The 12,152-nt window shown below is 64.7% G+C and carries 13 protein-coding genes; 8 read left to right on the top strand and 5 right to left on the bottom strand.

Annotated features, from left to right (window positions below; translation table 11 throughout):
- Positions 1-49: 49 nt before the first annotated feature.
- Both waaF and BJ6T_RS18095 read left to right on the top strand, forming a co-directional pair.
- On the top strand, positions 50-1,099 hold the full coding sequence (waaF, locus tag BJ6T_RS18100; protein ID WP_028170553.1) for a lipopolysaccharide heptosyltransferase II: 1,050 nt from the start codon (positions 50-52) through the stop codon (positions 1,097-1,099).
- A gap of 204 nt (positions 1,100-1,303) precedes the next feature.
- A complete protein-coding gene (locus tag BJ6T_RS18095) occupies positions 1,304-1,702 on the top strand; it encodes a hypothetical protein (RefSeq protein ID WP_014493904.1) in 399 nt (132 codons plus the stop codon).
- A 222-nt stretch (positions 1,703-1,924) separates the two neighbouring features.
- Here BJ6T_RS18095 and BJ6T_RS18090 read toward each other — a convergent pair whose 3' ends face one another.
- Positions 1,925-2,962 carry a glycosyltransferase family 4 protein gene (locus tag BJ6T_RS18090; protein ID WP_014493903.1) on the bottom strand — a complete coding sequence of 346 codons (1,038 nt, stop codon included), beginning with the start codon at positions 2,960-2,962 and terminating at the stop codon, positions 1,925-1,927.
- Between the two features lie 126 nt (positions 2,963-3,088).
- Here BJ6T_RS18090 and galE point away from each other — a divergent pair, with 126 nt between their 5' ends.
- The 3 genes from galE to BJ6T_RS18075 all read left to right on the top strand — a co-directional run bounded on the left by galE (position 3,089) and on the right by BJ6T_RS18075 (position 6,761).
- Complete coding sequence (gene galE, locus BJ6T_RS18085; RefSeq protein WP_014493902.1) at positions 3,089-4,102, top strand: UDP-glucose 4-epimerase GalE; 1,014 nt, start codon at positions 3,089-3,091, stop codon at positions 4,100-4,102.
- 118 nt (positions 4,103-4,220) lie between these two features.
- On the top strand, positions 4,221-6,023 hold the full coding sequence (locus BJ6T_RS18080) for an ABC transporter ATP-binding protein (RefSeq protein ID WP_014493901.1): 1,803 nt from the start codon (positions 4,221-4,223) through the stop codon (positions 6,021-6,023).
- Between the two features lie 36 nt (positions 6,024-6,059).
- Positions 6,060-6,761 carry a fumarylacetoacetate hydrolase family protein gene (locus BJ6T_RS18075; protein WP_014493900.1) on the top strand — a complete coding sequence of 234 codons (702 nt, stop codon included), beginning with the start codon at positions 6,060-6,062 and terminating at the stop codon, positions 6,759-6,761.
- A gap of 56 nt (positions 6,762-6,817) precedes the next feature.
- Here BJ6T_RS18075 and BJ6T_RS18070 read toward each other — a convergent pair whose 3' ends face one another.
- A complete protein-coding gene (locus BJ6T_RS18070; protein ID WP_014493899.1) occupies positions 6,818-7,276 on the bottom strand; it encodes a YybH family protein in 459 nt (152 codons plus the stop codon).
- A gap of 133 nt (positions 7,277-7,409) precedes the next feature.
- Between BJ6T_RS18070 and BJ6T_RS18065 the strand changes: the two genes are divergently transcribed.
- Both BJ6T_RS18065 and BJ6T_RS18060 read left to right on the top strand, forming a co-directional pair.
- A complete protein-coding gene (locus tag BJ6T_RS18065) occupies positions 7,410-8,222 on the top strand; it encodes an amino acid kinase family protein (protein ID WP_014493898.1) in 813 nt (270 codons plus the stop codon).
- 13 nt (positions 8,223-8,235) lie between these two features.
- Positions 8,236-9,063 carry an amino acid kinase family protein gene (locus BJ6T_RS18060; RefSeq protein WP_014493897.1) on the top strand — a complete coding sequence of 276 codons (828 nt, stop codon included), beginning with the start codon at positions 8,236-8,238 and terminating at the stop codon, positions 9,061-9,063.
- Between the two features lie 64 nt (positions 9,064-9,127).
- On the opposite strand, the gene BJ6T_RS18055 is transcribed toward BJ6T_RS18060, so the two are convergent.
- Positions 9,128-10,057 carry an aspartyl/asparaginyl beta-hydroxylase domain-containing protein gene (locus BJ6T_RS18055; protein ID WP_014493896.1) on the bottom strand — a complete coding sequence of 310 codons (930 nt, stop codon included), beginning with the start codon at positions 10,055-10,057 and terminating at the stop codon, positions 9,128-9,130.
- 278 nt (positions 10,058-10,335) lie between these two features.
- Between BJ6T_RS18055 and BJ6T_RS18050 the strand changes: the two genes are divergently transcribed.
- Positions 10,336-10,896, top strand: coding sequence for a hypothetical protein (locus tag BJ6T_RS18050; RefSeq protein WP_141378589.1), 561 nt, complete (start codon positions 10,336-10,338; stop codon positions 10,894-10,896).
- 16 nt (positions 10,897-10,912) lie between these two features.
- Here the strand turns inward: BJ6T_RS18050 and BJ6T_RS47275 are convergent, their stop codons facing one another.
- Positions 10,913-11,068, bottom strand: coding sequence for a hypothetical protein (locus tag BJ6T_RS47275; protein WP_014493894.1), 156 nt, complete (start codon positions 11,066-11,068; stop codon positions 10,913-10,915).
- Between the two features lie 153 nt (positions 11,069-11,221).
- Positions 11,222-12,145: a LysR family transcriptional regulator gene (locus BJ6T_RS18045; protein ID WP_028170552.1), complete on the bottom strand. Its 924-nt coding sequence runs from the start codon at positions 12,143-12,145 to the stop codon at positions 11,222-11,224.
- Positions 12,146-12,152 lie beyond the last annotated feature (7 nt).

The following is a 12,152-nucleotide window of genomic DNA, read 5'->3' as shown; positions in this document are numbered from 1 at the left end:
AGCGGGTAACCGAACCGCCACATCAGCGCGTTCCCGGTCCTATTAACGAATGAACCAAGATTCGCAATTTGGTCGAGATGCAGATCGGAGCGACACCCGCCCGATCCTGATCATCCCCTATATGTGGATCGGCGATTTCGTCCGGAATCACACCGTTGTCCGGGTCCTGAACGAACGCTGGCCCAACCGGCCGGTCGATCTCCTGACCACCTCCCTCTGCGCCCCCTTGGTCGATTACATGCCCGGCGTTCGCGATGGCATCGTTTGGGACCTGCCGCGCAGCCGGCTCGCCGTTGGCCGCCAGTTCGGCCTGGCGAAGCTCCTGCGCGAGCGGAATTACGGGACAGCCTTGGTGCTGCCCCGGACCTGGAAGGCGGCCATCGCGCCCGCCCTGGCCGGGATTCCGGAAAGGGTCGGCTTCGTCGGCGAATTCCGGTTCGGCCTGCTCAACCGCTGGCGCTGGGGCGAGAAGAAGCTGCCCCGCTTCATCGACAAGAACGCCGCCCTGGCCCAGCCCGATTGTGCCCCCCTGCCCCCGGAATGGCCGGTGCCGCAATTGCGGGTCCCGGCCGAGGACATCGTCCGCTGGCGGCAGGCCAATGGCCTCAGCGCCGGGGCGGCGGTCGCGCTGGCCCCCGGCTCGGTCGGCGTCTCAAAGCGCTGGACCTACTATCCGGAGGCTGCCCGTTTGCTGGCCAAGCGCGGCCTGGAGGTCTGGGTGGTCGGCGGCCCCGCCGAAAAGGGCCTCGCCCAGGAGATCGTCGCCGCGGGCGGCCCGGGGGTCCGGGACCTCACCGGCACCGATCTGCGCAACGGCGTCCTGGCCATGGCGGCGGCCGGCGTCGCCATCTCCAATGATTCCGGCCTGATGCACATCGCAGCCGCCTTAGGCACGCCCACCATGGGCATCTTCGGCCCGACCAGCCCCTATCTCTGGGCCCCCCTCAACGGCCTTGCCGCGACCGTGGTGCAAGACAAGAGCGTGCTGTCGTGCCAGCCCTGCCAGAGCACGATCTGCAAGATGAACGACCACCGCTGCATGCGGGACATCGCGGCCTCCGAGGTCGTGGCGATCGCGCAGCGGGTGCTCGGAGTGTGAACTCATTGACGCCATGAGTACGCGCCTTAGTCGGGTCCCCGGGCAGACGCGTGCTCTGCAGAACCTATTGATTTAGATCAACTAGACGTTCGCCAGTTCGCCGCACCTAAATGCGGCTCGAAACCGATACGAAGGGCCGCGTTTTGCTGCGCCCCCGTCGAAGAGGCTGATCTAGCGGTATTGACCATTCAGTCGGAGAGTTTCATGAGAACCTTCAATCCTTTGGTGACGCTGGTACTTCTCGTGACGCAATCGGCCTCGATACAGGCTGCGGATTTGAACGGAGCCTGGTCAATCGACGCCTCGGCCTGTGGCGACATGTTCACCAAAGAGAACAACAGGCTTGCCTTCAAGAAAGATGCCGATCTCCACGCGGGCGGCTTGATCGTCCAAGGAAAGCAAATCACCGGCACATTTGAAAAATGCACTGTCAAATCATTGCGCGAAGACGGGCCGAACATGCGACTGATCGCGTCGTGCTCTGACGGCGTCGCGATTTCAGACGTGGCATTCGACCTGACGATCTCCGGAGAGAATAATATCACACTCAGCTCCAAGGAGCCGGTGCCGGTGCAAATGCTGTACGTGCGCTGCCCAATGTGAAGCCGGCAGCGACGGCTTGAACGAACCTGGATGGATGATCCGGGTATCGCAACTGCGGCCGATGATGACATCATGCCGGTGTTTTGCCCGACGAGTCAAATCTATTTCGTAAAATCAGAATTAGATCAATCGCCGACCGCCAAGCCATTGATTCTGCTGGCATCGGCTACTGTGCATGGGGTTGTTTTCGCGGTTTTGCCTTGCGGCCCTGGAAACGACGCTTCAGAGCAGCGGACGATAGACCTCGCCGATCCGCGCCGCTTCGGCATCGAGGCTGAACTTCTCGAGCACCCGTGCCCGCCCCCGCGCGCCCATGGCGAGCGCGGCGTCCGGGTCGCGCATCAGCGGTTCGAGCACGGCCGCCAACGCGTCAGCGTCACCGGTCGGGATCAGCACACCTGTCGAGCCGTCCTCAACCACGAGCTCGGCAGCCCCAGCACGCGCAGCGACGAGCGCACTGCCGGCGGCCATCGCCTCGATCAGCGTCAGGCCAAATCCCTCGTTGCGCGAGGTGAAGGCGTAGATCGTCAGCCGCTGATACCAGCGCTGCACCGCTTCGATCGGCAGCTCACCGGTGATGACGATGCGCGATTGCAGGCCGGCGGCCTCGATGCGCTTCTTCAGGTCGTTCGCAAAAGGCATTTGCTCCGGCGTGACCTGGCCGACGATGATTGCCGTGAAATCCGGATAGCGCGGCAGCAACTGGCACATCGCATCGACGAACACATCCGTGCCCTTCTGCGCGCGCACACGGCCGAAGCAGCCGATCGCGTAGCGGCCCGGCAGCGCGGCTTCCGCGAACGCCGCGGCGCGATCGCTCGGCGGCGCATAGACGTCAGTGTCGACGCCGTGCGGGATCACGGTCGCCTTCACCTTCAGGAACGAGGCCGAGATATCCGACGTCGCGATGATCGCGTCCATGCGCCGGATCAGCCAGCGCGTGATCCAGCTGTGATGACGCTGCGCGGCCGACGTGAACACGAGTTTGAGCGGCCAGCCGAGCGCGCGCAGGAGCACGCCTGCGATCATCTCGTTGTTGCGCCGCGCATGCCAGATCAATGGCGTCTTGCGGCCCCATAGCCTGAAGAAATCGGCAGTGCTCAACCGCGAAATCCCCTCCGGCGCATCCGAGCCGAACCACGCCGCGCGATAGAGCTTGGCCAGCCGTGGCGCCACCATCCGGTTGGTCGCGGTGACCCCGGAATAGCGCCTGTGCAGATTTGGCACGATCACTTCGAGATCGCCGGGGGAATTCGCCACGTCATGCTCCGTTACGGAAGCCCCCTATACGCAACATTAAGCATAGTGACCAGTTCAGGGCTGCCGAAACCCCCTCTTCACCGCGCAAACGTTAACTTGGCGCGTTGATCGAAGACGGGTGAGATCATGACTGTGCTAGTCACCGGCGGCGCCGGCTATATCGGAAGTCACACGGTCCTGGCGCTGGCTGAAGCCGGCGAGGACGTCGTCGTGATCGACGATCTCTCCACCGGTTTCTCCGCCTATCTGCCCGAGGGCGTGCCGCTGTTCATTGGCGACGCCGGCGACGAGAACCTGGTCGAGGGCGTGATCGCCCAGCACGACATCGAGAGCATCATCCATTTCGCGGGCTCCGTCGTCGTGCCGGACTCGATGCGCGATCCGCTCGGCTACTACCGCAACAATTTCATGACCGCGCGCAACCTGCTCAATGTCGCCGTCAAGCGCGGCATCAGCCGTTTCATCTTTTCCTCGACCGCCGCCGTCTATGGCAATCCGGACCTGGTGCCGGTGCCCGAGCATGCGCCGACGCGGCCGCTGTCGCCCTACGGCTCGTCGAAGCTGATGACCGAGATCATGCTGCACGATGTCGCCGCCGCCTACGGCATGCAGTACGTGACCTTGCGCTATTTCAACGTCGCCGGTGCCGATCCGCAGGCTCGCATCGGGCTGGCCACCGTCGGCGCCACGCATCTGCTCAAGATCGCGGTCGAGGCCGCGACCGGCCAGCGCGCCAAGATCGACGTGTTCGGCACCGACTACCCGACCCAGGACGGCAGCTGCATCCGCGACTTCATCCACGTCTCGGACCTCTCGCAGGCGCATCGCTCGGCACTCGCCTACCTGCGCAATGGCGGCGCCTCGACGACGCTGAATTGCGGCTATGGCCGCGGCTATTCGGTGCTGGAGACCATCGACGCCGTGCGCCGGGTTTCGGGGCGCAGCTTCGCCGTGCAATACGCCCCGCGCCGGCCCGGCGACATCATGACCATGGTCGCCGACACCAGCCGCATCCGCGGCCTGCTCGACTGGAAGCCGCAATACGACGACCTCGAGACCATCGCGGCCCACGCGCTGGCCTGGGAGGACAAGCTGTTCCGCGAGCGCCATGGCGAGCTCCGCCACGCCGCCTCGGCCTAGATTCCATCCCGGCGCAAGCCCTTAATTGGGCTTGAAAAGCGCGGCTTTAGCGGGCACAGAGGCCCTTCGATCCCTGACGCGCGGGCAGGCCTTTCCTTGCCCCGTCAATGGACACCGGATGGCCCAGTTTCCAAAGAAAATCACCGACGATCCCTATACGGCGGCAATCCTGATTCGCCGCCTGGTCACGGAACAGGGGATCATTTACTGGCGGCGTTACCTCGTCGCCTTCGCGCTGATGGCGCTTGCCGCCGGATCGACCGCGGCCGCGACCTACGTGCTCGGCCAGGTCATCAACCAGGCCTATGTCGACAAGAATGTCGCGGGCATCGCGATGTTCTCGGGCATCACGGTGATCCTGCTGTTCATCAAGGGCGTGGCGACCTACGGCCACATGGTGATCCTGACCAAGATCTCCAACGCGATCCTCGCCACCAACCAGCGCCAGCTGTTCGCAAAGCTGATGCGCGAGAGCGTCGGCTTCTTCTCCGAACGGCATTCGTCTGAATTCCTGGCGCGGCTGACCGCCGGCGCCAAATCCATCACCGACGTGCTCAACATGCTGGTCAACGCCGTCGGGCGCGACCTGTTGATGCTGCTCGCCATGATCGGCGTGATGGTGTGGCAAGACCCGGTGATGTCGTTCATCGGCCTCGTCGTGGTGCCGCCGGCAATGCTGGTGCTGCGCAAGCTGGTCAAGCGCATCAAGGGCCTCGCCTTCAACCAGTTCACCGGCACCGCCGACATTTTGGAGACGATGCAGGAATCGCTCCAGGGCATTCGCACGGTGAAGGCATTCACGCTCGAAGACACCATGCAGAAGCGCATCGACGAGAACATCGCGATCGTCGAGCGCAACGCCAACAAGATGGCCCGCGTCGCCAACCGCTCCAATCCGCTGATGGAGATGCTGGGCGGCTTCGCGGTCGCCGGCTGCCTGCTCTATGGCGGCTACAGCGTGGTCGCGCTCAACGCCACGCCCGGCGCGTTCTTCTCCTTCATGACCGCGTTCCTGATGGCGACCGAGCCGGCCAAGCGGCTGGCGCGGCTCAACATCGACCTCAACAGCCAGCTCGTCGGCGCCCGCATGCTGCTCGAGGTGGTCGACAGCCCGGCGAGCGAACATTCCGACGACGACAAGCCGGCGCTGAAGCTGTCCGAAGCGAAGATCGAGATGCGCGACGTCAGCTTCTCTTACCGGACTGGCGAGACCGTGCTCAACCGCATGTCCTTCGTTGCGGAGCCCGGAAAAGTCACCGCGCTGGTCGGCCCCTCCGGCGGTGGCAAATCGACCGTGCTGGGGCTGCTGCTGCGCTTCTACGAGGTGGCACAAGGCGACATCGTGATCGACGGCCAGTCGATCGGCGCGGTCTCGCGCAAATCGCTGCGCGCGCAGACCGCCTATGTCGGCCAGGACGTCTATCTGTTCCGCGACACCATCCGCAGCAACATCGCCTTCGGCAAGCCCGGCGCGAGCGAAGAGCAAATCGTTGATGCTGCGAAAGCGGCCTGCGCGCATGATTTCATCATGAGCTTCCCGCTCGGCTACGACACACCGGTCGGCGAGCACGGCACGCAGCTCTCCGGCGGCCAGCGCCAGCGCATCGCGGTGGCGCGCGCACTGATCAAGAACGCGCCGATCATCCTGTTGGACGAGGCCACCGCCGCGCTGGATTCGGAGTCCGAGCGGCAGGTGCAGGAAGCGATCGAGCATCTCTGCCAGAACCGCACCACCATCGTGATCGCGCATCGCCTGCACACGATCATGCACGCCGACGCGATCCTGGTGGTCGAGGGCGGCGAGATCGTCGAACAGGGCCGGCACGACGAATTGCTCCGCCGCTCGGGTCGCTACGCCTCGTTCTTCCGCCTGCAGCACCACGACGCCGGCGCTCTGGCGCCGATCAGCGCAACCGCATAGAGTTCCTTCACCCACCAAGAGCAGCGAGACCGCTCCATGAACGCCGCCTCCTACGTCATTCCGCTTCCGCCCCAGGCTTCGCTTCCCGTCGTCGGAGAAAGCGGCCGCTTTCCCGTGCGCCGCATCTGGTGCGTCGGCCGCAACTACCTCGAGCACATCCGCGAGATGGGCAATGACGAGCGCGCCCCGCCGTTCTTCTTCGCCAAGCACGCCGACATGCTGGTGCCCGACGGCGCCACCATTCCCTATCCGCCACTGACCAAGGATCTGCATCACGAGGTCGAGCTGATCGTCGCGATGAAGAGCGGCGGCCTCAACATCCCCGCGGAGAAGGCGCTGGACCACGTCTACGGCTACGCCGTCGGCATCGACCTCACCCGCCGCGACCTCCAGATCGCCTCGCGCAAGAAGGAACGTCCGTGGGAGATCGGCAAGTCGTTCGACGGTTCGGCCCCCGCCTCCGCGGTACAGCCGGCCTCGAAGATCGGTCATCCCACCAAGGGCAGGATCTGGCTGACGGTGAACGGCAAGGAAGCCCAGACCGGCGACCTCGAGCAGATGATCTGGAACGTGCCGGAGACGATCTGGCAGCTCTCGCAGCAGGTGAAGCTCGCCGCCGGCGACATCATCATGACGGGCACGCCGGCCGGCGTGTCGCAGCTCCAGCCCGGCGACAAGCTCGAATGCGGCGTCGACGGCGTCGGCGCGCTGAAGGTCTCGATCGGCCAGCCGGAATAGGCTGAACGACATCTGGAATCGAAAGGCCCCGGACATGTCCGGGGCCTTTTGCATTTCTACCAGGCCTTCACCGGCCGATTAGCGTGGCTCGCCTGCGGCACCCCGCGATTGAGCGACATGTGGGAATGCACGCACAGCCAGCCATCGGCATTTTTTGAGAACACCATCGTCGCCCGGCCGGGGCGCGGAAACGCGCTGCCATCGGGATGGTAGCCCGTGCTCGTCCACGGCGCGACCACCGTGGCCATTGTGCCGTCGGGGGATGCCAGAATGGAGACCTGCTCGAGCACGAAGCGGAAGTCAGTCGTCTTCGGCCAGACGTTATTCCATTGCGTCGAGACCCATTGATCAAGGCCGGGGATGACATCGTTGTGCGTGCCGAAGGCCAGCACGTCCGGGTGGAAGAGCGGCCGCGCCGAGGCGTAGTCGACCTCACGGACATACCCTGAGAAGGTATCCAACCACTCGCGGAAGAATTGCACGATCTCGGTGTTCGCAAGTGGCAACGGGGCCATTGCCTGCTCCATGTTTGGTCGCTAAATCGCGGCGACCTTGTTGCCATGGACCGCGGAGTGCAGCAAGATTCGCAGGTTTGGACCGGAGGGTCCCGCCGCAGAGACTGCGTCACAAAACGAGAGGATGTCTCGGATGTCGAACACGATCACGGAGCTCGAGGGGCTGCTGATGCAGCGCTCGCTCACCGACCCACAGCTTGTGGCCGCAGCGGAAAAGGCAGCGGACTTCCGCATCCTGCCGGAAGCCACGGTCATCAAGATCGGCGGCCAGAGCATGATCGATCGCGGCCGTGCCGCGGTCTATCCGGTCGTCGAGGAGATCGTCGCCGCCCGCAAGGCGCACAAGCTCCTGATCGGCACCGGCGCCGGCACCCGTGCGCGGCATCTGTATTCGATCGCCGCCGGGCTCCGCCTGCCCGCGGGCGTGTTGTCGCAGCTTGGCGCTTCCGTCGCCGACCAGAACGCCGCGATGCTCGGGCAGCTGCTGGCCAAGCACGGCATCTCCGCCGTCTCCAGCGCCGGGCTGTCGTCGGTGCCGCTGTTCCTCGCCGAGGTGAATGCGGTGATCTTCAGCGGCATGCCACCCTATAGCCTGTGGATGCGGCCCGCGGCCGAGGGTGTGATCCCGCCCTATCGCACCGACGCCGGGTGCTTCCTCGTCGCCGAGCAGTTCGGCTGCAAGGCGATGATCTATGTGAAGGACGAGAACGGCCTCTACACCGCGAACCCCAAGACGTCGAAGAACGCCACTTTCATCCCGAAGATCTCGGTAGCGGAGATGAAGGCCAAGGGCCTCCAGGATTCGATCCTGGAATTCCCGGTGCTCGATCTGCTCAACGCCTCGCGCCATGTCCGGCAGGTGCAGATCATCAACGGCCTCGTCCCCGGCAATCTTACCCGCGCGCTCGCGGGCGAGCATGTCGGCACCATCATCACCGCGAGCTGAAGAGAGCACCGTCATGGCTGACACCAACCAGATCAAGCACGTCGCCTCGCCGCTCGCGCGCCAGACTCTGCTCGACAGCGATCTCACCCGTCCCGTTGCCGGCAACCGTCCGATCAAGCTGCTGCCCTGGCTGCAGGTCATCAAGATCGGCGGCCGCATCATGGACCGCGGTCACGAAGCGATCCTCCCGCTCGTCGACGAGCTGCGGTCGCTCTTGTCGGAGCATCGACTGCTCATCCTGACCGGTGCCGGCATCCGCGCCCGCCATCTCTACAGCGTCGGCCTCGACCTCGGCCTTCCCGTGGGTTCGCTCGCACCGCTCGCCGCCAGCGAGGCCGGCCAGAACGGCCACATCCTGGCAAGCCTGCTCGCACCGGAGGGTGTCTCCTATGTCGAACACCCGACCATCGCGAGCCAGCTCGCCATTCACCTCCAGGCGGCGCGCGCGGTCGTCGGCAGCGCGTTCCCGCCCTACCACCATCATGAATTCCCGACCGCGCGCATCCCGCTGCATCGGGCCGATACCGGCGCCTTCCTGCTCGCCGACGCGCTCGGTGCGGCGGGCCTCACGATCGTAGAGGACGTTGACGGCGTCTACACGACCGATCCCAATGGCGCGGATGGCAAGAAGGCCGAGCTGCTGAAAGAGACGAGCTTTGCCGAGCTTGCGAAGCTGAAGGGCACACTGCCGTTCGATCCGGCACTGCTCGAGGTGATGGCCAACGCGCGGCACATCACGCGCGTGCAGGTCGTCAACGGTCTCGTGCCGGGTCGGATCGCGGCGGCGCTGCGCGGCCAGCATGTGGGGTCGATCATCAGCACTGGCGCGAAGCCGGTGTGAGGCAGCGGCAACGTCCGCAAAAACAAAACTCCGGAGCCCGCTCCGGGGTTTTTCGTAGGGCGGATTAGCGCAGCGCCGACATCACGATGAGACCGAGGATCAGCGCCGTCAGCGAATATTTCAGCGTGTAATAGACGTTGCGGTTCCACTCCTTGACCTTGCGGCTGCCGAGGTGGATCTCGTAGAGCTTGCCGAACACCTTGTTGAGCGCACCGACGCTCTCGCCGTCCACGTTCTGGGTCGCCGACGCCTTGACGATGTGATGGCTGACCCAGCGGTTGATCGCGGTCATGAAGCCGTACTTCATCGGGCGCTCGACGTCGCAGAACAGGATGATGCGGTTAACGTCGGTCGCGTTCTCCGCGCTGTGGATGAAAGTCTCGTCGAACATGAAGGCCTCGCCGTCGCGCCAGACGCATTCGACGCCGTCGACGAGGATGCGGCACTTGTTCGAGTTCGGCGTGACGAGCCCGAGGTGATAGCGCAGCGAGCCGGCAAAGGGGTCGCGGTGCGCGCCCAGCTTGCCGCCCGGCGGCAGCATCGCGAACATCGCACCGTGCACGCTTGGGATTGATTTGAGCAGCTCCACCGTCTTCGGGCACAGCGTGTTCGCCGACGGCAGGAAGTCGTCGTACCATTTCAGGTAAAACCGCTTCCAGCCGCTCTTGAAGAACGAGTAGAAGCCCCAGTCGTTGTTCTTCGCCGCGGCGCGAATGAAACCTTCGTCGAACAGGCGCACGGCCTCGTCGCGAATGGTCTCCCAATTCTCGCTGAGCGGCTTCAGCTCCGGAAACTGCTCGACCGGGATCACCGGGCTGTTCGGCACGGCCGAGCCCGCATACATCAGCACGTTGTAGGGCGCGAGATAGGTCGAGTGATCGCCGAGCTGGCGGGCGAAGCGCAGTCGCTGCTTGCCGCGGAAGTGAACGTAAATGGTCGAAGCCGCGAGCACATAGAGAATGACAAGCTGCGGCGCAAAAAGCTGTTTCAGCATTTCCCCAAATCCCGAGTGACCCAGCCGGGGACGTGATCTACTCCGACCCGGCCCGAGCTGCAAGATATTGGCGTGCATCCTGAGGCTGTTCCGCAGGTTGTGATTGGGACGTCCCGAGCCGTGCCGCACACAATTTGAAATGGTAGCTGACCCGCCGCCAATCCCCGCGTTGCGGTCGGTTTGCGGCGTGCTATCGTGGTTCCGGGGTGGGAAAATCGGGGTGCAGGTCGTTGGCGGGCTCCGGGCTCGCGCTGGTTCTGCTTGGAATATTCGCACCCGTGAACGGCCAAGGCACTTCGCCGTCACCCCAAGGCCGCACGCCTCCGGATCCGGAGCTGCGCGGCCAGTGGCTACGGGTCGGGCAGACATTCGCCTGCAAGGTCGAAGCCGGTAAGCGCATCACCCCGCCCGATCCCGACGTGCTCAGCTTTGCCTGCCAGCGCATGGGCGCGCTTGGGGTCGGCATCTCGGAGGCCTCACTCAAGGCCGCGCTCGGCGAGCCGCACCGCAAGCTGCCACCGGCCAACAATGCCACGAACTATGTGTACTTCCTCGGTAAGCCAGACCAACTTCCTTACCTCGCCGCGACCGTGAAGGCGAACCGCGTCGTCGCGCTTCAGGTCAACGGGCCGGCGCCGCTCGCCGCCTACAGCTTCAACCAGGTCAATCTCGGCGACAGCATCGAGAAACTGATGGCGCGCTTCGGCGGCCCCTTCCATGTCGGGCCGAGCGGGCTGGAGAAGACCGAGCTCTGGACTTACGAGCCATGGCCCTTCTCATTCGAGGTGAGGCAGGACCACGTCACGTCGATCCGGATCAGCGATCCGACCATCAAGTAGATTCGATTGCGTCCGATCAAGCCCGGGACAGCGCCTGCAGTCCTTTGAACGTGAGGCGCTTGGGGTCGGTGACGCCGGCGAGATAGAGCCGGCGGATGAAGGCGATGACGGCGTCGCGGTCGCAATCGGTCAGCGCGACGACGGCGTCGACCGCAATCTTCTGGGCTTCCATTGGGCTCACCTCGGCCTTGCGAGTAACCCCGGCCGAGACAGGCTAGGACTCATCCGTTAAATCGGCGTTAACCGTTCTGGAACCATCGCCGATTCAGCCCGGCGGCCGTATACGCAAAACAACGCATTGGCAGTCGCCGCGCGGCCGCAATGTCTAGCGTGCACTGAGGCTCTTCTTGAGCTGCGCGAAGTGCTTCTTCAGCCGAGGCACGGCGAAATCCGTGAACGCCCGCACCTTGGGCACCGCGAGCCGGCCCTGCGGGCAGATCAAATGCGCGGGCATCTCCGGATCCTCGTCGCCGGCCAGTACGATCTCGAGCTCGCCGCGCCCGACCTGCTCGGCCACCTGGTACGAATACATCCGCGCCACGCCGCGCCCCGCGACCGCGGACGCCACCGCCGCATAGGTGCTGTTGACGACGAGCCGCGGCGTGAACTGGACTGTCCTGGCTGCCGATGAGCCGGCCGGTGGCGCAAAGGTCCAGGAATTGGGAAGGTGCGCCATCGCCACGATCTGGTGCTTGGCGAGATCGCCGGGTTCAGCGATGCGCGGGTGCTGCTTCAGGTAGCGCGGCGCTGCGACGACGACGCGGCTGATCCCGCCGACCCGCATCGCCACCATCGCCGAATCCGCGAGAGGTCCGATGCGAAGCGCAATGTCGACACCCTCCTCGATCAGATTGACCGAACGGTCGAACAGCAGGAGCTTTGCCGACACCGTCGGATAGGCATCGAGAAATGCATCGAGGATCGGCCGCAACACCATCTCGCCCGACACCACGGGGGCAGTGATCGTGAGCAGGCCACGGGGTGCCGTGCGCGGTCCGGCCACGATGTCGTCGGCCTCCTCCAGCTCGGTGAGCACGCGACGGCAGATCGCAACATAGCGCTCGCCCTCCTCGCTCAGCTTGATCGATCGCGTCGTCCGGTGCAGCAGCTCGGCGCCGATCCGCTCCTCGAGGAAGGCGATGGCGCGGCTCACCGCCGCCGGCGAGCGGCCGAGCTTGCGCCCTGCGGCGGCCAAGCTGCCCTCGTCCACTGCAAGGACGAACACCTTCATCGCATCCAGACGATCCATGCCTACC

It is taken from the genome of Bradyrhizobium japonicum USDA 6 (genome assembly GCF_000284375.1).
GTDB lineage: Bacteria > Pseudomonadota > Alphaproteobacteria > Rhizobiales > Xanthobacteraceae > Bradyrhizobium > Bradyrhizobium japonicum.
Note: the sequence above shows the minus strand (reverse complement) of the source record. Positions and strands in the feature narration are given on the sequence as shown.

What these genes read in the sequence shown, in the direction of transcription:
- BJ6T_RS18095 (WP_014493904.1), top strand. Translation starts at nt 1,304, where the DNA reads ATGAGAACCTTCAATCCTTTGGTGACGCTGGTACTTCTCGTGACGCAA.
- waaF (WP_028170553.1), top strand. Translation starts at nt 50, where the DNA reads ATGAACCAAGATTCGCAATTTGGTCGAGATGCAGATCGGAGCGACACC.
- galE (WP_014493902.1), top strand. Translation starts at nt 3,089, where the DNA reads ATGACTGTGCTAGTCACCGGCGGCGCCGGCTATATCGGAAGTCACACG.
- BJ6T_RS18065 (WP_014493898.1), top strand. Translation starts at nt 7,410, where the DNA reads ATGTCGAACACGATCACGGAGCTCGAGGGGCTGCTGATGCAGCGCTCG.
- BJ6T_RS47275 (WP_014493894.1), bottom strand. Translation starts at nt 11,068, where the DNA reads ATGGAAGCCCAGAAGATTGCGGTCGACGCCGTCGTCGCGCTGACCGAT.
- BJ6T_RS18075 (WP_014493900.1), top strand. Translation starts at nt 6,060, where the DNA reads ATGAACGCCGCCTCCTACGTCATTCCGCTTCCGCCCCAGGCTTCGCTT.
- BJ6T_RS18070 (WP_014493899.1), bottom strand. Translation starts at nt 7,276, where the DNA reads ATGGCCCCGTTGCCACTTGCGAACACCGAGATCGTGCAATTCTTCCGC.
- BJ6T_RS18080 (WP_014493901.1), top strand. Translation starts at nt 4,221, where the DNA reads ATGGCCCAGTTTCCAAAGAAAATCACCGACGATCCCTATACGGCGGCA.
- BJ6T_RS18055 (WP_014493896.1), bottom strand. Translation starts at nt 10,057, where the DNA reads ATGCTGAAACAGCTTTTTGCGCCGCAGCTTGTCATTCTCTATGTGCTC.
- BJ6T_RS18060 (WP_014493897.1), top strand. Translation starts at nt 8,236, where the DNA reads ATGGCTGACACCAACCAGATCAAGCACGTCGCCTCGCCGCTCGCGCGC.
- BJ6T_RS18045 (WP_028170552.1), bottom strand. Translation starts at nt 12,145, where the DNA reads ATGGATCGTCTGGATGCGATGAAGGTGTTCGTCCTTGCAGTGGACGAG.